Below are 17379 nucleotides of genomic sequence, written 5' to 3'. Positions count from 1 at the left end.
CAGCGCCGGCAGGCCTCGCGCGTGGCGTCGCTGGCGTCGGGCGCCTGCAGGGCGACCAGCCAGTCCACGGCGCGCAGACTGACGCTGGCGGGCAATGGCGGGCCCTCAAGCTGGGGGAAGGCCGTCGGGCTCGGGTCCGCGGGCGAGTTGGGCATGGGTAAGGGGGCGTTCTTGATACAGGCGGCTGCGGCCGTGCTACAGGCGGCTGCGGCCGTGCCGATGCTCAGGCGCCGAAGAAGCAAAGGTGCGCAGCCTTCGCGATATGGCGCTGCACGGTGGCCAGGGAGACGTTCAGCGTGGCGGCGATGTCGGCCTGCTTCATGCCTTCCAACTGAGACAGCAGGAACGCCCGGCGCACGGGAGCGGCCAACGTATCCAGGCGGCGGTCCAGTTCGACCAGGGTTTCAAGCAGGATGGCGCGCGTTTCGGGGCCGGGCGTTTCAAGCTCGGGCAGGTCGGCCAGGGTGGCCAGGTAGGCTTCTTCGATCCTGCGGCGCCGCATGAAATTGGACACCACGCCTTGGGCCACGGTGGTGAGCAGCGCGCGCGGCTCGCGCACCTCGACGGTGTCGCCGCGGACCAGCAGGCGCATGAAGGTGTCGTGCGCAAGATCGGCAGCATCGGATGAATTTCCCAGCCGCCGCCGCAGCCATCCTTTCAGCCAGCCATGGTGATTCGCGTACAGGACATCGATGCCCTGTTGCGGCACTGCAAACTCAGTCGCGGACATTCTGCCTCCAGCGCGTCGCGGGGCTGGAGAATCCCGGCACCGTGAAAAATGAGAATCATCCGCATTCTAAGAGAAGCCGCGATGTGACGACAAGCGGCAGCTCACTACCCGGCAGCCGCCCGCCTGAGCACGCTGTGGCGCGTGCTCGGGCGGAGTCTTCACAGGCCGGGAATATCAGCTCTGCCTGGCGAAGCCGCCCGCCGCCCATTCCGACGCCCGCTGCACGTTCAGCTTGTACGTCGGCGGCACGCGGATCTGCGCGAGCTGATCGCCGAATTCGTCGTAGGCGCTGAGCGTGGCATAGGGCTCGTCCTCGTCGGGCACGATGTCCAGCTTGATGGTCAGGCGACCTTCGTCGGTGTCGATCTTCACGCTTTTGTGCAGCGTGGCGTGCAATTGCTGCTCGTGGCGGCGCAGGACTTCGTTGGCCGTCTTGACCAGGGTGTGGAAGGCCGGCGCGTCGAGCGGCTTGGGGTTCTTCTTGTCGCGGCCCATGGTCCACGGGCCGACCAAGGCGGGCTCGGCCTGTCCGTCCAGCGTCATTTCGACGGCCCAGCCGTCGTCGTCTTCGTTCTTGATGACGCGCGCGGTCCAGCCGTCGTCGCGCCAGAGCCTGGCTTCCTGTTCCTTGGGCGCGTCGGAAATATCGGTGTCCGGCGTGGAAGTGTCGTTCACTGCGGTACTGCTCCTGGATTCGTTGATGCGCGGCGATGACGCCGCGGGCCTTGAGGGCGACCCTGCACTGTAGCCTACTGAGCGGGCGAGACGGGGTCGCGCGGGTGGCAAGGTTGTCACCCAAGCTGCGAGTGGGGCGATACGCCTTGCGGGGTCAGATCGCGCAGGACGCCGCCCAGGCGCGAAACTGCGTGAGTTCGGGCGACGGCCTGCGGTAATCCTCGGGCGGCAGCACGAAGTAATAGCTTTGCGCGCCCAGATCCACCGTTAGGTCGAACGGCGCAACCAGCCGGCCTTCGTCCAGTTCTTTCTGCACCAAGGGCTTTTGCGCGATGGCCACGCCATAGCCTTCCAACGCGGCCTCGTACGCCAGCGCGGACGACTCGTAGCGCAAACCGCGCGACACATCGATCTCTGTCAGACCGGCCGCCCGGAGCCATATCTCCCAATAGTCGGGCCGGGCCAGCGTATGCAGCAGGATCTCGCCTTTCAGGTCGGCGGGCGTGCGCAGGCGGGCGCATTTGTCGGGGATGCAGACCGGCAGCAATTCATTGACCATCAGCTTGTAGCTGACAAGGCCCCGCCAGCGCCCATCGCCCATGCAGATGCCGGCATCGACTTCCTCGCGCTCGAAATCCGGCGGGTCCACGGCGGTGTGGAGCTTGACGTCAATGTCGGGATATTGGCGATGAAACCCGGAAAGGCGCGGCAGCAGCCAGCGCATGGCCACGCTGTGCGGCGCCTTGATGACGAACTGGCGCCGGCGCGAGCGCTCGCCCAGTTCGGACGTCGCGCGCTGCAGCCCGCCGAACAGCCGCGCGATATCGGCGTGATACCCCGCGCCCATGGTGGTCAGCACGATGCGGCGGTGCTGGCGCAGGAACAGGCGAAGCCCCAGGTGTTCCTCCAGCAGGCGGATCTGGCGGCTGACGGCGGCGGGCGTCACGCTGAGTTCCTCGGCCGCGCTGGTGATGCTGCCCAGGCGGCCGACAACCTCGAAACAGCGCAGCGCATTGAGCGGAGGCAGGGCGGTCATCGCGGCGGTTCGATTTACAAAAAGTTAAGTGTGCCATAGATAAAGTCGTTTGAACCCCGCCGCGCAAGCGCCCAAGATGGCACGGCCGCCTGACTTCGCGGCCAAGAACAGCACAAGGGGAAATTCATGTTCAGAACGTTGGTTCGACGGATAGGAATGGCCGCCCTCTGCGGCGCCGCAGCGCTGGCCGGAACCGCGGCGGCGGCCGACTATCCGCAGCGGCCCGTCAGCATCGTGGTGCCGACCACGCCCGGCGGCACCGCCGACATCCTTGCCCGCCTGATCGGCCCGCGGCTTGCACAGCGCTGGGGCCAGGCCGTCGTGGTGGAGAACAAGCCGGGTGCGGGCACCCTCATCGGCGCCGACTACGTGGCCCGCGCCAAGCCCGACGGCTACACGCTGATGCTGACCTTCAACGAACTGGCCACGCTTCCCGCCTTGAATCCGAATGCCAAGCTGGATGTCGAAAACGGCTTGGCGCGCATCGGCAAGATCGGCAGCCTGCCGGTCCTTGTCCTGACGCGGCCCGGCATCGACGATACCGATCTGGCCACGCTAATCAAACGCTTTCGCGCCGAACCGGGCAAATACACCTACGCGTCCAACGGCTCGGGATCGTCGCTGCAACTGTTCACCGAGATCTTCAAACGCGAAGCCGGCGTAGACGTGATGCACGTGCCTTACCGGGGCGCGCTCGAGGCCTCGATGGCCGCAATCGGTGGCGAAGTCGATCTGCTGGTGCAGTTTGCCTCGGGCAACGTCATCAATCACGTAAAGGGCGGCAAGCTCAACGCGTACGCCGTGGCGTCGCCGCAGCGCCTGGAAGCCTTGCCCGCCGTGCCCGATGCGCCCGAGGCCGGCTTGCCAGGCCTGCGGCTGGAGGCCTGGTACGGACTGTTTGCGCCCGCCGGCCTTCCCGACGACATCAAGCTGAAGATCAACCGCGACCTGAACGAGGTGCTGGCCGAACCCGCGATCCAGGAGCGCTTAAAGGGCATCAACCTGCTGGTGCAGCCGGGGACGCCGGCCGAATTCGATACGTTTTTCCGCGCCGAATATGCCCGATGGAGCGCATTGATTCGGACCCTCGGCATCAAAAGCAGCGAATAAGCCTACCGGAGCCACACTTGACCTACGATCCCAGCACCCACACCGCACTGACGTTTCATGACGCCCGCGCCAACTTTGCCGACCGCCGCGACACGCCGCGGGACTATCTGGAACGCTGCCTGGAGGTGATCGCCACGCGGGAGGGCCAGCTCAAGGGCTGGGTCGTCCTGAACGAGGAGGGGGCGCGCGCCGCGGCCGACGCCAGCGCCCAGCGCTACCGAGACGGCCGTCCGCTGTCGGCGATCGATGGCATGCCCGTCGGCATCAAGGACCTGATCGAAACGCGCGACATGCCGACGCAGATGGGCTGCGCCGCCTTCGACGGCAACTTCCCCAAGAACGACAGCGCCGTCGTGCGGGCGCTGCGCGATGCGGGCGCGATCATCCTGGGCAAGACCGTCACCACGGCGCTGGGGTTTCTCGACCCCGGTCCGACGACCAATCCGTTCGATCCCCGCCACACGCCGGGCGGCTCATCCAGCGGGTCGGCCGCTGTCGTGGGCGCCAACATGGTGCCCATGGCCATCGGCTCGCAGCTCGTGGGCTCCGTCCTGCGGCCGGCCAGCTACAACGGCAATTGGGCCTTGAAGCCGACGTTCGGCGCGCTCAATCGCGGCGAGCGGCTGGGGCTGAGCCAGGCCCATATCGGCATCCACGCCAATTCCGTCGAGGATATGTGGACGGCGGCCGCCGAAATCGCCCAGCGCGCGGGCGGCGACCCGGGACATCCGGGCCTGTATGGTCCGCTGCATCCGCCGGCGGCCCAAAAGCCCACGCGGCTGGTCGCGCTGGAAACCGAGGGTTGGGCGCGCGCGGAGCCGAATGCCCGTGCGGCGTTCGAGGGCAGCCTGGACAAGCTGTCCGGGCAGGGCGTGACGATCCTCCGGCGCGGCGATTCGCTGCTGGTCGACGCACTGGAGCGCGCCATCTCACAAGCGGCGCCGCTGTCGCTGCGGCTCATCTCGTGGGAGCAGCGCTGGTCGCTGGCCAATCTGGTGGCTAACCATCCGAACACGCTGGGTCCCAGCCTGGTGCGGCAACTGGAGAGCGGGCGCGGCATGACCCTGGCCGAGTACCGCGAATGCCTGCTGCTGCGCGAACACGCGCGCCAGTGCCTGGCGGCCCTCGCCACGCAATGTGATGCGCTCGTCAGCCTGAATGCCTGCGGCGCGGCGCCGATCGCGGCGGATATCCGCGACAGCAAATACCCGACGGGCGACGTCTCCTTTGCGTGCGCGTCGTCACTGCTGGGCGCGCCCGCGATCAACGTGCCGTTGATGGCCGTCGATGGCCTGCCGCTCGGGTTGCAGGTGATGGGGATGGCGCATGGCGATGCCGCGATCACCGGCATCGGGACGTGGATCTATCAGTCATTGCGGCCTGCGCGCTGAGCCGCTGCCGGCGGGGCCGGGTCGGTGCGGCAATCAGACCCGGCCGGCGTGAGCGATTGGTCACGCCGACCTGTCTCGCCGACTGATCGCGTCCACGAGATCTCGCCGGCTGATCACGCAGGCTGAGCCTGCGCGCGATGGCGGACCGCGTTGTCCAGGTCGGCGATCGGCGCAAGCAGGCCCCGGTCGAATTCCCCCTGCGGCCGGCCGGCCTGCAGTCTGGCCGGCCAGTCGGCATGCATGAGCGCGCCGCGTCCCAGCGAAACGAAGTCAGCCTCCTGCCGGGCAATCAGGCCTTCAGCCCGCGTGGCGTCATGCAACGAACCGTTGGCCAGCACCGGCACCTGGACATGCCTGCGCGCCAGCGCCGCCAGGTTTGGCCCTTCCTCGCCGAATGCGGGACGCCAGGCCTCGAACTCCGTCGTGTGCAGGTAATCGATGGGCTGCGTGCCCAATGCGCTGAAGATCCGGGCGGCCTCGTCCTGGCCGCCCGTCCACTTGTGCGTGAAGTCGTTGACCTTGCCCTGCGAACTGCGCACGCCCACGACAAACCCCGCCGATGTCGACTGTCGCACCGCCTGGATCACGTCCAGGGTCAGACGCAGGCGGTTTTCCACGCTGCCGCCGTAGCGATCCTCGCGCAGGTTGGTGTGGGCAGTGAGGAACTGATCAAGCAGATAGCCGTTGGCGCCGTGTATCTCCACGCCGTCGAATCCCGCCGCCTGCGCCCGGCGCGCCGCCTGCGCAAAGCCGTCGACCGCCTCGGCAATCTCATCGATCGTCAACGCTTCAGGCATCCGGTAGGGCCCTTGGCCGCCGTAGAAGGTCATCTGCTGTCCCGCCGGCTGCACGGCCGAAGGTCCCTTGGTTCCGGACCGATGCGGATTGCCCTGCGACAGCGCGCCCGCATGCATCAGTTGCGCAATGATGCGGCCACCCCGCGCATGCACACGGTTCACCACGGGCTGCCACGCCTCGCGCTGCGCATCGTCCGCCAGACCGGGCTGGAACAGGTAGCCCTGCGCATGCGCCTTGTCCGTATAGGTGCCTTCGGTGATCACCAGGCCAAAGCCGCCGGCGGCAAAGGCTTCGTAGTACTCGGCCATCTGCGCCGTGGCTCGGCCGTCCGCCGTGGCGCTGACGCGTGTCATGGGAGCGACGGCCAGCCGGTTGGGCAGGTTCAGCGCGCCCACGTGCAGCGGCGTGAACAGCATGGCGGGAAGCGTCGGCGCGTCGGTCTGCAGACGATTGTCGAGCGTGGTCATCTTACTGGCCCTCCGGTTGGCGGACCGCCGCGATGGCTTCGATCTCGATCATCGCGGCCGGGTCATAAAGGGCCTTGATCTCCGCAATGGTGTCGGCCGGGTAGGGCGCCGAGAAGAACTTGCGGCGCAGCGCCACCACGTCGTCGAAATGCCCCATGTCGGTGACAAAGATCGTGACCTTGATGACGTCCTTCAAGCTGGAACCTCCGGCCTCCAGCGCGCGGCGCAGGTTCTGGAAGGCCTGCTCGCCTTGCGCCAGAAAGCCGCCGTCCACGATCTTCCCGTCGTCGGCGGCGCCTGCCTGACCCGAAATGAAAAGCAGATTGCCGAACTGGATGCCCTGCGACAGCAGGAAAGGCGCGTAGTTGTCGGGCTGGGTGATGACTTGTTTGAGCATGATGCGAATTCCTTCATCTATGGCCGGCGGGGTTGGGGGAGTGGGGTGCCGGCGATTGAAGACAATGTATGGCGGTGGCGAACCGGTGACAAAGGTTGGTTTGTCAGCTATAAGACGAGAAAAATTCATCCCTAGACCAACCGTCCATGCAACGCCGATCCCTTCCGCTCTCTGCGCTGCGCGCCTTCGAAGCCGCCGCCCGTCTGGGCAGCTTCAAGGCCGCCGCCGAAGAACTTGCCGTCACCCCGACCGCCGTCAGTCACCAGATCCGCGCGCTTGAAGCCGGGACGGGTCTCGCGCTGTTCGATCGCCAGGTGCGCAAGGTCACGCTGACCGAAACCGGGTCGCAGCTTTATCCCGTGCTGCGCGACGGCTTCGACAAGTTCGAGGCGACCTTGGCGCGGCTGACGCAACAGCGCACGCGGGCGCAAGTCAGCATCTCGGCCACCAATGCCTTCACCGTGAAGTGGCTGGTGCCGCGCATGGCCGATTTCCGCCGCCAGCATCCCGACATCGACCTGCAGTTGCAGGCCAGCGACGACCTCGTCGACCTGCGCTCGTCCTCGGTTGATATCGCGATCCGGTATGGGCGGGGTCCGTATCCCGGGCTGGTGACGCAGCCGTTGTTCACCGATCGATTCGGACCGGTCGCCAATCCGCGCCTGGGGGTTGTCTCGCCGGACGATCTGGGGCGGGTGCCGTTGATCCGCTTCGACTGGAAACGCGCGCAACCCGAAAACCCGACGTGGGAGCGCTGGTTTGCGGTGGCCGGGCGTCCGCTGCCGCCCGAGGCCGGGCAGTTGCGGTTTTCAGATGAAGGGCACGCCATACAGGCGGCGGTGGCCGGGCATGGGATTGCGTTGGTCAGCCTAACGCTGGTGGACGATGAGCTGCGGGCAGGGCATCTGGTGCAGCCGTTCGGGCCCGAGATCGAGGGGCATACGTATCACCTGGCGATGTTTGGGGAGCGGGACGCGTCGGTAGCCGTGCAAGCGGTGGCGGGGTGGTTGCGGGCGCAGGGGTGAAAGATGCGACATGCTGACCACGCCTTATCTGTTTTTCAATGCGCCGTAGCCCGCCATGCTGACGCAAGCCATGACCAGGCAATAAACAACCAGCGGCCGCACGGTGGTGCCATCCAGCGTCATCACCAGCAGCGTCCCCAACCCGCTGACGATGATGCTCTGAATGCCGTAATACCAGGCGACGGCCGTGCCCGCCGCCTGGGCAAAGTCCCGAAGTGCGCCGTTGGCCGTCACGCCCACCACCATCACGATGCCTGCGGCGATCATCCACATGGGCAGGATGAAGGCGATGAACATCGCTTCCGTGAACGCCGATAGCAAAGCCAGCACGATCGCCCCGCCTGCAATGACCAAGACGCCGCGGACGAAGCAGCCCGGAACGCCCCACGTCTTGGCGAACGTTCCGATATGGCGCGTGGTGAAAATCATCACCAGCGCGACCGACGAGAAGGCCAGGCTGAATCCAAGTTGCCCCCAGCCCGCGCGATTGATGAGTACGCGCGGGGCGATCGAGAAGAAGACGAAGAAAGCGCCCATCGCCGTTGCAAAGCCGGTGGTATAGACCCAAAAGGAAAGATTTCCCAGGATGGAGACGACAGTCCGATCTTGCGGTTTGAAAGGGGTGGGGCGGGTCTCTCGCCATCGAAACCACGCGTGAACAAAGATCAGCACTGCCAATGCGCCAAGCGAGGTGAAGATCGCGCGCCACCCCAACGTCAGCGCGACGATCGCGCCAAGTAGCGGTCCGACAGCCGGCACGAACGCCAGAATTGAGCTGAACAACCCGTAAATGGTGGTGCCTTCGGGCCGGTCTGCGTAAACATCCCGGACGGTGGCAAACATGCCGACGAGCGCCGCCGAAGCGCCAAGCGCCTGAAGAACCCGAAAGCCGAGGAAAGCGCCGCCTTCATGCGTGGCCGCCAGCAAGAACGACGCAACGGCAAACATCGCCGCACCGCCCAGCACGATCGGGCGCCGGCCAAACCTGTCCGACATCGGCCCGAAGAGCAACTGCCCCAGGCCAAGAACCAGCATGTAAGCGGTCAGCGTCAACTGAACGAGCGCGGGCGACGTGCCGAGCGCGGCCGGCATCAGCGGCACCACCGGCAGATACACGTCCATGGCGAGGGAGGCGATGAGATCGATTGGAACCATCAACGCCAGTGTGTACGGCAGGGAATACGCCCAAACAGGCGCAGAGTTAATAGGCATGACAAAGCATCCGCACAGAGATATTGATCTGGCGGCGATCTGCCTGCTGATGACATGAAGACCGAGGACTGATCGCCGCAACAACTAGCTGACTAGGTTGTTGCGGCTCAGCGATCTGTGGAGGGGCCTGCTCCCATTGGCGCGCTATCGGAAAAGGTGAGTGCCGGTATTCTATCTGCGGAACTCAACCACCTGCGCCGCGCCGACTGCACGCGCGCGCAACTGGCCACAGCCGCCGTCCACGTCCTGCCCGGCGCTGTTCCTGACCTTGGCCAGCACGCCACGGCCGTGCAGATGGCGGACGATCTCGCGGATACGCTCGGCGTCAGGACGCTGGTAGTCATCGCCTTCGAGGCTGTTGAAGGGGATGACGTTCAGCACACCGTACTTGCCCTTGAGCAGACGCACGACGGCATCGAGTTCGTCGTCGCCGTCGTTGATGCCCTTGAGCAGCGTCCATTGATACTGGATTGGGTAATCCGTATCGCGAGCGTATTGCTCGCCCAGATCAATCAGGGCTTCGGGCGTGATTTTCGGCGCGCGCGGCAGCAGGTGGGCGCGCAGGTCGGCCTTGGTCGTGTGCAGCGACAGCGCCAGCGCCGGTTTGACGCGTTGTTTCGGCAGGGCGTCGAACACCCGCTGATCGCCCACGGTCGAGAACACGAGGTTCTTGTGGCCGATGTTGCCTTCCGTGCCGAGCAGGTCGATGGCTTCGAGCACGTTGTCCAGGTTGTGCGCGGGCTCACCCATGCCCATGAAGACAACTTTCTTCACCGCACGCTGCCGCCGCGCCAGCACGACCTGGGCAAGGATTTCCATGCTCGTGACCTGACGGATCAGCCCGCTCTTGCCGGTCATGCAGAAGCGGCAACCGACCGCGCAGCCAACCTGGGTGGAGACGCAAAGCCCGTCGCGCGGCAGCAGCACGCTTTCCACCATCTGCCCGTCGGCCAGTTCGACAAGCAATCGCGAGCCGTCGCTGCCCGCGTGTTCGGAGCGGATCCGGGCAAGACCGTCCAGTTCCGCCGTCACCGCGGGGATGGCATCGCGCAGCGCAAGAGGCAGGAAATGCTCGGCGCTACGCCGCCGCGTGCCGGTGTCGAGCGCTTGCCCGTTCAACCAGACACGCACGACCCGCCCACGGTGAACGGGCAGGGCGCCTAGAGCGGTGAGGCGATGGGTGAAGTCGGAAAAGCGCATGGGGGGCGGATTTTACTCTGCCTCGACCCGGTTCCGGCCCGCCCGCTTGGCTTGATACAGTTTGGCGTCAGCCCGCCGATACATGACTTCCCAGGACTCGGCGCGATCCGTTTGAGCCACGCCCGCGCTGATCGTGACTGGCGCTTCGTCGCCCGGATCCCGCACGGTCCGCTCAACGGCTGCGCGCAGGCGTTCCGCGCAGCGCAGGGCCTCGGGCGGCTCGGTGGCGGGCAGGAAGATGCCGAATTCCTCGCCGCCAATGCGCCCGAGCACGTCGTTCTTGCGCACCGCTTCGTTGAGGGCTTCGGCCACTTGCTTGAGCACTTTGTCCCCGCTTTGATGGCCATGCAGGTCGTTGATGCGTTTGAAGTTGTCGACATCGCAGACGATAAGCGCAACGGCAGCGTCGCCATTCGACATGAGCGAGCGGACGCGCGCTTCGAAGCCCCGCCGGTTATAGACGCCGGTCAGCCAATCCTTGTCGCCTTCCTTGCGGACCTCGTCAATGGCGTCGGCGGCGATCGCAACCAGCAGCGTGAGCGCCAGCGCGACGCTGAATACCGCAAGCGAAAGCTGCAACGTCTGCCAAAACGGGGAGTCGGCAAACGCAAGGGCGCCTTGTGGGGCCAGCGTTCCCATGCTCAGCAATGTGCGCGGAAGAAAGTGCAGGCCGAAAAGCAACACCACGAAGAAAAGCGCCTTGTCGATCGGACGCTGACGCGAAGATCGCCGCATCCGCCACGCGGCGTAGCAGAACAGCAATCCGAAGCCCGCATTCAGCACATAAACGCGGACGAGCAGGTTGCGATCGACATAGAAGAAGTACCAGAGCGCGCCCATGATGGTCGCCGCATACAGGGCAAACGCGGCCCAGGGCACGCGAATGCGTGCACGTTCAAGAACGCCCTGCACCACCAGGCATCCTGCAGCCGTGTAGAGAAAACCCGAGACGAGCGCGTTGAGACCCGTGTCGCGGGGCACGTACAGGACTTGTGAAATCGCCCCACAGGCAAATGTCATGCAGCCTGCTGCAAGGTGCAGCAGGAAGCGTTTGCGTTGGAAGAAGAACCAGATGGCGAGGAAGGTAAGTCCGAAGATCAGCAGCAGTGCTGGTGCGATCAATGACAACGTCACTCGGACTTGCGAACCTACCATCGGGGCCTCGGGCGAAGCGGCGCCGCGTCTTGCACGCGGGCCAAGTTTCGAGAGTTAACGGTGTCCGGGGGCCGTGCACCGTAGGCCAGCCCCCGTATTCCAAAGTGGCTGAAGTTTACGATAGGGCCGGCGCGGGGCGCCTGCGTTTCCCCCCGCGCTATCTGTCCTTCGCGCTCACCAGCACCGGCTTGTCCCGCCATGCATCCGGAAACGTCTTCGCCAGGTTCTCCACCTTCGGCACATCGTTGATCACGATGTACATGCTGTTCGGATTGCGCACCAGATAGTCCTGGTGATAGTCCTCAGCCGGATAAAACGCCTGCAGCGGTTCGATGGTGGTTGCCAGCGGCTTCGGATACACCCCCGTTTTGTTCAACTGCGCAATATAGGCCTCGGCCACCTTGCGCTGGCTGTCGTTGGCGGGAAACACGGCGGATCGGTATTGCGTGCCGTGATCCGGCCCCTGGCGGTTGAGTTGGGTGGGGTCATGCGCGACCGAGAAATAAATCTGCAGCAGTTGTCCGTAGCTGACCTGTTTGGGGTCGTAGGTAATTTCCACCGCTTCCGCATGGCCGGTCCGCCCGCTGCTGACGGCGTTGTAGTTGGCGGTGTTGGCCTGGCCGCCGGCGTAGCCCGAGACGGCGTTGCTGACGCCCTTGACGTGTTGGAAGACGGCTTGCACGCCCCAGAAGCAACCGCCGGCGATGACGGCCTTCTCCTGCGTAGCGGGTGCCGCGGAAGCATTTGCGGGCTGCTCCGCAGCGGGCGGGGGGATGACGAAGGCGCGTTCGGCGGCGGGGGCGGCGGTCGAGGCGATCAGGCCGCCCGCGGTGGCAAGCGCGGCGCAGAGACGGCGGAGGGTGGGGGGCTTGGACATGATGTCGGGTCCTTGTAGCGATGCGGTGGCGGATCAGGCTTGCGGGGCGAAGGTCATGGCCACGCCGTTCATGCAGTAGCGCAGGCCGGTGGGTCGAGGGCCGTCGTCGAACACGTGCCCCAGGTGGCCGCCGCAGTTGGCACAATGCACGGCGGTGCGGGTCATCCCGAAGCTGCGGTCGCGGGTCTCGCCGACGGCGCTGGGCAGGGGCTGCCAGAAGCTGGGCCAGCCGGTGCCGCTGTCGAACTTGGTCGAGGACGAGAACAAGGGGTGTTCGCAGCCGGCGCAGGCGAAGGTGCCGTTGCGGTGTTCGTCGTTGAGCGGGCTGGAGTACGGCCGTTCCGTGCCGTCGCGGCGCAGCACCTGGTATTGCTCGCGTGTCAGGCGCTCTTGCCATTGGGCGTCGGTGAGGGTGTAGGGAAAGCTGGCTGCGGGCGCGGCGGCTTGCGCCAGGCCGCTGCGCGTGACCAGCAGCGGGGCGATGCCAACGGCGGCTGCCGCGGCGCCGCCCAGGCCAAGGAAGTGTCTGCGTGTGAGGTTCATGGCGAGTTCCGTGCGAATGGTTCGAGCCGGGGGCCGGCGGGCGCGGCCCCGGCGCGAGCGTTACTTCTGCATGCCGTCCTTGCTCATCCCGTCCTTGGACATGCCATCCTTCGACATGCCGCCTTTCGACATGGAGTCCTTCGACATCGACCCCTTGGACATCGAATCGCGGGACATGGAATCCTTCGACATCGACCCCTTCGACATGCCATCGCGCGACATCGAATCCTTCTTCATGCCATCGTGCGACATGCCGTCCTTCTTCATGCCGTCCTGCGCCGGCGCTTCCTTCGACATGCCGCTTTTGCTCATGCCTTCCTTGCCCATGGTGTCGGCAGCGTAAGCGGCCGTGACGCCGAGGGCCAGGCACACGGACAAAGCGGCGGTGGTGAGTTTGTTCATGATGCGTTCCTTTTGACAGTGAAAAAAAGCGGGAAATCACCTAGCTGCCGCCGAACCAGTTGTAGCCCTGGTCCTCCCAGTAACCGCCCGGGTAGGTGTTGGTGACGAAAATCGCCTGGATGTGCTTGGGGTTTTTGTAGCCAAGCTTGGTGGGCATGCGCAGCTTCATGGGAAAGCCGTATTCGGGGGGCAGCGTCCGGCCGTCGTACGTGAGGGCCAGGATGGTCTGCGGGTGCAACGCGGTGGGCATGTCGATGCTGGTGTAGTAGTCGTCGGCGCACTTGAAGCCGACGTACTTGGCGGACAGGTCGGCGCCCACGCGTTTGAGGAATGCCGAGAACGGCACGCCGCCCCATTTGCCGATGGCGCTCCACCCTTCGACGCAGATGTGCCGCGTGATCTGATCCACCTGCGCCATCGCGCGCAGCTCGTCCAGCCGCCAGCGGCGCTTGTCGGCCACCATGCCGGTGACCTCCAGCCGGAAAGATGCCTCGTCCACCTGCGGCACGTCGTCGATGCCGTAGAAGGCATTGAAGGGAAACGGCCGGGTGATCATGGATTCGGGATAGGTCGGCGCGAGCTTGCCCGGGTCGAAGATCCAGCCCTGCACGCGGTCGTTGAAGCGGGAGACGGCCGACAGCGCCTGTTCGACGCTTTCGTCGTCGGACAGCGAGCATCCGGACAGCATGGCCAGGCCGCCCAGCGTCAGGCCGCGGCGCAGGAAGGCGCGGCGCGACGGTTGCTCGACGCGCTTGTCCAGCAGTTTTCCGGCTTCGCGCAGGATGGCCGGGGCGTCCAGACCCAAGAAAGCGCGACGTTTTTCAGACATGCGAGGCTCCTTATTTGCCGCGGATCATGGTGAGCAGGCTGCGGGGCACCAGGGCGACCATCGCCAGGTGTACGGCGACAAAGCCGGCCAGCAGGGCCATCGCGAAGAAATGCACGCGCCGTGCGGCTTCATAGCCGCCCATCAGGTCCCGCAGCAGGTCGAATTGCACGGACTTCCACAGCACGAGTCCGGACAGGATCAGCACGGCGATGTCGGCCATCACGAAGAGGTAGGCCAGGCGCTGGACGTGGTTGTAGCGGCGCGGGTCGGCGTGCGAGAGCCTGCCGCGCAGCGCGGCCAGCAGGTCGCGCGCGACACCGCCGGGGGTGACCGGCAGGAATTTGCGCCACAGGCGGCCGGTGGCGACGTTCAGCGCCAGGTAGAGCAGGCCATTGGCAAACAGCAACCACATGCCGGCAAAGTGCCATTGCAGCGCGCCGCCCAGCCACCCGCCCAGCGTGATGCCGTTGGGAAAGGTGAAATCGAAAAAGGGCGCGGCGTTGTAGATGCGCCAGCCGCTCATGACCATGATGACGACGGCCAGCGCGTTCAACCAGTGCGTGACGCGCACCCAGCGGGCGTGGATGACGGGGGAAATAGCCGGAGGCGCCGGCTGGCCGGTCCGTTTTTTCGCGTCGGACTCGGGGGCGGTGGACTGTGGCGCGGCGGGCGACAGCGCGGACACCGGCGGGGCAAGCGGCGTATTGTTGAGGGCGGGTCGGGCCAGCATGGCGGTCTCCGGTGGGCTGTCGATGGAGGCATTCTTCCTCCTGGCCCATACCGAAGTCCTCACGCAAAGTTAAATTAATCGTTAACTTTGCCCCGCGTCGATTGGCGACAATAGGCGCATTGATCACGCCCCAGGTTGCCCCATGGATACGCCCCGCCGCGTACTGATAGTTGAAGACGACGCCCACATCGCGGAACTGCTGCGCCTGCATCTGCGCGACGAGGGCTACGCGGTCGAACACGCGGCCGACGGCAACGCGGGCATGCGCCTGCTCGAAGAAGGCGGCTGGGACGCGCTGGTGCTGGACCTGATGCTGCCCGGTATAGACGGCCTGGAAATCTGCAAGCGGGCGCGCGCGATGGCGCGCTACATCCCCATCATCATCACCAGCGCCCGATCCAGCGAGGTGCACCGCATTCTGGGCCTGGAACTGGGCGCGGACGACTATCTGGCCAAGCCGTTTTCGATGCTGGAGCTGGTGGCGCGCGTACGGGCGCTGCTGCGCCGCAGTGACGCCATCGAGCGCAACGCGCGCCAGGACGCCGGCAGCCTGGCCGTGCATGGCGTGTCGATCGATCCGATCGCCCGTACGGTCGATGTCGACGCCCGCCGGCTGGACCTGACGCCGCGCGAGTTCGATCTGCTGCATTTCTTTGCGCGGCATCCGGACAAGGTGTTCTCGCGCATGGACCTGCTGAACCAGGTGTGGGGCTATCAGCACGAAGGCTATGAGCACACGGTCAACACCCACATCAACCGGCTGCGCACCAAGATCGAAGCCGACCCGTCCAACCCGCAGCGCATCCTGACGGTCTGGGGCCGCGGCTACAAGTTCGCGGCGGCGCCCGGGGTGCAGCCATGAAACGGTTCACGTTGACCCAGCGCCTGTCCGGCGTCTTTGCGCTGCTGCTGTTGGCGTGCTGCGGCGCGTCCGCGTGGCTGCAGATCGCCGCCAACTCGCGCTACGAGCAGGAGGTTGTGCAGCGGCTGTCCAGCGGCCTGGCGCAGCACATCGCGGGGTCCACCGAACTGATGGACGCGGGCGGCTGGAAGCCGGATGCGGTCCGCTCAATGTTCGACATGCTGATGACGGTGAACCCGGCGGTCGAGGTCTATCTGCTGTCCAACGATGGCCGCATTGTCGGCGACGCCGCGCCGCCCGGACAGATCAAGCGCGAGCGCGTCGATCTTGCGCCGGTCAAGCGCCTGCTGGCCGGCGGCATGCTGCCCATCACGGGCGACGATCCGCGCAGCCTTGACGCGCAGAAGGTGTTCAGCGCGGCGCCGGTGCGCGTGGACGGGCGCGAACAGGGGTATGTCTACGTGGTGTTGCAGGGCCAGGCGCACGATGCGCTGGCGATGGACGTGTCGCGCACGTCGGTGCTGCGCACGACGCTGTGGTCGATTGCGTTGGTGGCCCTGCTGGGGCTGGTGGCGGGGCTGGCGGCGTTTGCGCTGATTACACGGCCGTTGCGGTCGCTGACGCGCGCGGTGCGCGCCTTTGACGGCGACGACGGCCAGGCGCTGGCCGCGCTGGAACAGCCGGCCGATCAGGCGGCGCGCAACGGCGACGAGATCGCGGTGCTGCGGCGCACGTTTGCGCAGATGGGGCGGCGGATCTCGGATCAGTGGCGAGAATTAACACGCCAGGACCAGCAGCGCCGGGATCTGGTCGCCAACATTTCGCACGACTTGCGCACGCCGCTGACGTCGCTGCACGGCTACCTGGAAACGCTGCGCCTGAAGGACGAGACGCTCGATCCCGCCGAGCGCCGCCGCTATCTGGACATCGCGCTGGCGCAAAGCCGCAAGGTTGGCCGGCTGGCGCAGGAACTCTTCGAACTGGCGCGGCTGGAGTCCGGGCTGGTGCGCCTGGAACCCGAGACGTTTTCGCTGCCGGAGCTGGTGCAGGACGTGATGCAGAAGTTCGAGCTGGCGGCCGAGGCGCGTCAGCAGCATCTGACCACGGACATTGCGCAGGCGCTGCCGCCGGTGCGCGCGGACCTGGGGCTGATCGAACGCGTGCTGACGAACCTGCTGGACAACGCGATCCGGCATAGCCCGCCGGGCGGACAGATTGCATTGCAGCTCGGCCTGTCGCGCAACCGGGTGCAGGTGCAGGTCAGCGATTCAGGGACGGGCATTCCGCAGGCGCTGCGCGCCGGGCTTTTCACGCGGGCGTCGGCGTTGAACCGCGGGCCGGGCGAGGCCGGCGGACTGGGACTGGTCATCGTGCAGCGGATTCTGCAGCTGCACCAGAGCGAAATCCGGCTGGTGGACGGAGCAGGGGGCGGGGCGGTGTTTCAGTTCGAACTGGCGACGGCTACGCAAGGGTAGGCGGATTCAGTCCGGGACTTCCTCCCGCAGCCTTGTGACAACGCCTTTCACGGCATCGACTTCCAGCATGTCGCCGGTGGCGATCCCTTGCAGCACGCCGTGGACGCTGACGACAGCCGGCACCCCGAACTCGCGCGCCACGATGGCGGCGTGCGACAGATAGCCGCCGACCTCCATCACGACAGCGCCCGCGCGCAGGAAAAGGGGCGTCCACGCGGGGTCGGAAGACGCCGCGACCAGAATACCGCCGGCGGGCATAGATCGGCCCTCGTCCGGTGTGCGCGCCACGAATGCGCGGCCGCGCGCGCGTCCGCCCGCCACCGGGGTGCCGCGCCACGAATTTCGCGATGCGGCTGGTCCGGACGCAGGTTGCGGCTGGGAAGGCGGCGCGGTCTGGCTTGCGAATTCGGTGATGACGTCAAGGTCCGGCAGCGCGGTCCAGGCCTGCAATTGCGCGCGCCGGGC

The 17379-nt window shown here is 66.1% G+C and carries 19 protein-coding genes; 5 read left to right on the top strand and 14 right to left on the bottom strand.

The window, feature by feature from the left end; translation table 11 throughout:
• Positions 1 to 223: 223 nt before the first annotated feature.
• The 3 genes from B3446_RS13845 to B3446_RS13835 all read right to left on the bottom strand — a co-directional run bounded on the left by B3446_RS13845 (position 224) and on the right by B3446_RS13835 (position 2441).
• Positions 224 to 730 carry a sigma-70 family RNA polymerase sigma factor gene (locus B3446_RS13845; RefSeq protein WP_105238623.1) on the bottom strand — a complete coding sequence of 169 codons (507 nt, stop codon included), beginning with the start codon at positions 728 to 730 and terminating at the stop codon, positions 224 to 226.
• Positions 731 to 904: 174 nt separating this feature from the next.
• Entirely contained in the window at positions 905 to 1405 is a 501-nt protein-coding gene (locus tag B3446_RS13840) for a hypothetical protein (protein WP_175121850.1), read from the bottom strand.
• Positions 1406 to 1559: 154 nt separating this feature from the next.
• The gene (locus tag B3446_RS13835) at positions 1560 to 2441 is read right to left on the bottom strand and encodes a LysR substrate-binding domain-containing protein (RefSeq protein ID WP_291381871.1); all 882 of its coding nucleotides are present in this window, start codon (positions 2439 to 2441) and stop codon (positions 1560 to 1562) included.
• A 156-nt stretch (positions 2442 to 2597) separates the two neighbouring features.
• Here B3446_RS13835 and B3446_RS13830 point away from each other — a divergent pair, with 156 nt between their 5' ends.
• Both B3446_RS13830 and B3446_RS13825 read left to right on the top strand, forming a co-directional pair.
• Complete coding sequence (locus B3446_RS13830; RefSeq protein ID WP_291381869.1) at positions 2598 to 3551, top strand: tripartite tricarboxylate transporter substrate binding protein; 954 nt, start codon at positions 2598 to 2600, stop codon at positions 3549 to 3551.
• Positions 3552 to 3568: 17 nt separating this feature from the next.
• A complete protein-coding gene (locus B3446_RS13825) occupies positions 3569 to 4942 on the top strand; it encodes an amidase (RefSeq protein WP_291381867.1) in 1374 nt (457 codons plus the stop codon).
• 113 nt (positions 4943 to 5055) lie between these two features.
• Here the strand turns inward: B3446_RS13825 and B3446_RS13820 are convergent, their stop codons facing one another.
• Both B3446_RS13820 and B3446_RS13815 read right to left on the bottom strand, forming a co-directional pair.
• Positions 5056 to 6207 carry an NADH:flavin oxidoreductase gene (locus tag B3446_RS13820; RefSeq protein ID WP_291381864.1) on the bottom strand — a complete coding sequence of 384 codons (1152 nt, stop codon included), beginning with the start codon at positions 6205 to 6207 and terminating at the stop codon, positions 5056 to 5058.
• A 1-nt stretch (position 6208) separates the two neighbouring features.
• Complete coding sequence (locus B3446_RS13815; RefSeq protein WP_175136739.1) at positions 6209 to 6604, bottom strand: RidA family protein; 396 nt, start codon at positions 6602 to 6604, stop codon at positions 6209 to 6211.
• 146 nt (positions 6605 to 6750) lie between these two features.
• Between B3446_RS13815 and B3446_RS13810 the strand changes: the two genes are divergently transcribed.
• Positions 6751 to 7629 (top strand): LysR substrate-binding domain-containing protein, encoded by an 879-nt coding sequence (locus B3446_RS13810; RefSeq protein ID WP_291381861.1) that lies wholly within the window; start codon positions 6751 to 6753, stop codon positions 7627 to 7629.
• A 24-nt stretch (positions 7630 to 7653) separates the two neighbouring features.
• Here the strand turns inward: B3446_RS13810 and cml are convergent, their stop codons facing one another.
• From cml to B3446_RS13770, 8 genes are all read right to left on the bottom strand, one after another.
• Positions 7654 to 8841, bottom strand: a complete 1188-nt coding sequence (cml, locus tag B3446_RS13805; RefSeq protein WP_291381875.1) for a CmlA/FloR family chloramphenicol efflux MFS transporter — start codon at positions 8839 to 8841, stop codon at positions 7654 to 7656.
• Positions 8842 to 9012: 171 nt separating this feature from the next.
• Positions 9013 to 10041, bottom strand: a complete 1029-nt coding sequence (locus tag B3446_RS13800; protein ID WP_291381859.1) for an RNA methyltransferase — start codon at positions 10039 to 10041, stop codon at positions 9013 to 9015.
• 12 nt (positions 10042 to 10053) lie between these two features.
• Positions 10054 to 11175 (bottom strand): GGDEF domain-containing protein, encoded by a 1122-nt coding sequence (locus B3446_RS13795; protein ID WP_291381857.1) that lies wholly within the window; start codon positions 11173 to 11175, stop codon positions 10054 to 10056.
• Between the two features lie 178 nt (positions 11176 to 11353).
• The gene (msrA, locus tag B3446_RS13790; protein WP_191579165.1) at positions 11354 to 12073 is read right to left on the bottom strand and encodes a peptide-methionine (S)-S-oxide reductase MsrA; all 720 of its coding nucleotides are present in this window, start codon (positions 12071 to 12073) and stop codon (positions 11354 to 11356) included.
• A gap of 33 nt (positions 12074 to 12106) precedes the next feature.
• Complete coding sequence (gene msrB / locus B3446_RS13785; protein ID WP_291381854.1) at positions 12107 to 12616, bottom strand: peptide-methionine (R)-S-oxide reductase MsrB; 510 nt, start codon at positions 12614 to 12616, stop codon at positions 12107 to 12109.
• 60 nt (positions 12617 to 12676) lie between these two features.
• Positions 12677 to 13018 carry a pentapeptide MXKDX repeat protein gene (locus B3446_RS13780; protein ID WP_191579163.1) on the bottom strand — a complete coding sequence of 114 codons (342 nt, stop codon included), beginning with the start codon at positions 13016 to 13018 and terminating at the stop codon, positions 12677 to 12679.
• Between the two features lie 40 nt (positions 13019 to 13058).
• Positions 13059 to 13847: a molybdopterin-dependent oxidoreductase gene (locus tag B3446_RS13775; protein WP_291381850.1), complete on the bottom strand. Its 789-nt coding sequence runs from the start codon at positions 13845 to 13847 to the stop codon at positions 13059 to 13061.
• 10 nt (positions 13848 to 13857) lie between these two features.
• On the bottom strand, positions 13858 to 14577 hold the full coding sequence (locus tag B3446_RS13770; RefSeq protein ID WP_291381848.1) for a cytochrome b/b6 domain-containing protein: 720 nt from the start codon (positions 14575 to 14577) through the stop codon (positions 13858 to 13860).
• Positions 14578 to 14719: 142 nt separating this feature from the next.
• On the opposite strand from B3446_RS13770, the gene B3446_RS13765 reads away from it, so the two are divergent.
• Both B3446_RS13765 and B3446_RS13760 read left to right on the top strand, forming a co-directional pair.
• Positions 14720 to 15439: a response regulator transcription factor gene (locus B3446_RS13765; RefSeq protein ID WP_175121836.1), complete on the top strand. Its 720-nt coding sequence runs from the start codon at positions 14720 to 14722 to the stop codon at positions 15437 to 15439.
• Positions 15436 to 16914 carry a sensor histidine kinase gene (locus B3446_RS13760; RefSeq protein WP_291381846.1) on the top strand — a complete coding sequence of 493 codons (1479 nt, stop codon included), beginning with the start codon at positions 15436 to 15438 and terminating at the stop codon, positions 16912 to 16914. Before B3446_RS13765 ends, B3446_RS13760 begins: the two co-directional genes overlap by 4 nt.
• Before the next feature lie 6 nt (positions 16915 to 16920).
• Here B3446_RS13760 and B3446_RS13755 read toward each other — a convergent pair.
• Positions 16921 to 17379: PEP-utilizing enzyme (locus B3446_RS13755; protein WP_291381844.1), on the bottom strand; the 459-nt coding region annotated here is incomplete at its 5' end.

This window comes from Achromobacter sp. UBA5777, from assembly GCF_002418565.1.
Lineage (GTDB): Bacteria > Pseudomonadota > Gammaproteobacteria > Burkholderiales > Burkholderiaceae_B > Achromobacter > Achromobacter animicus.
The sequence above is the reverse complement of the archived record's forward strand: the minus strand, read 5'-3'. Positions and strand labels throughout refer to the sequence as shown.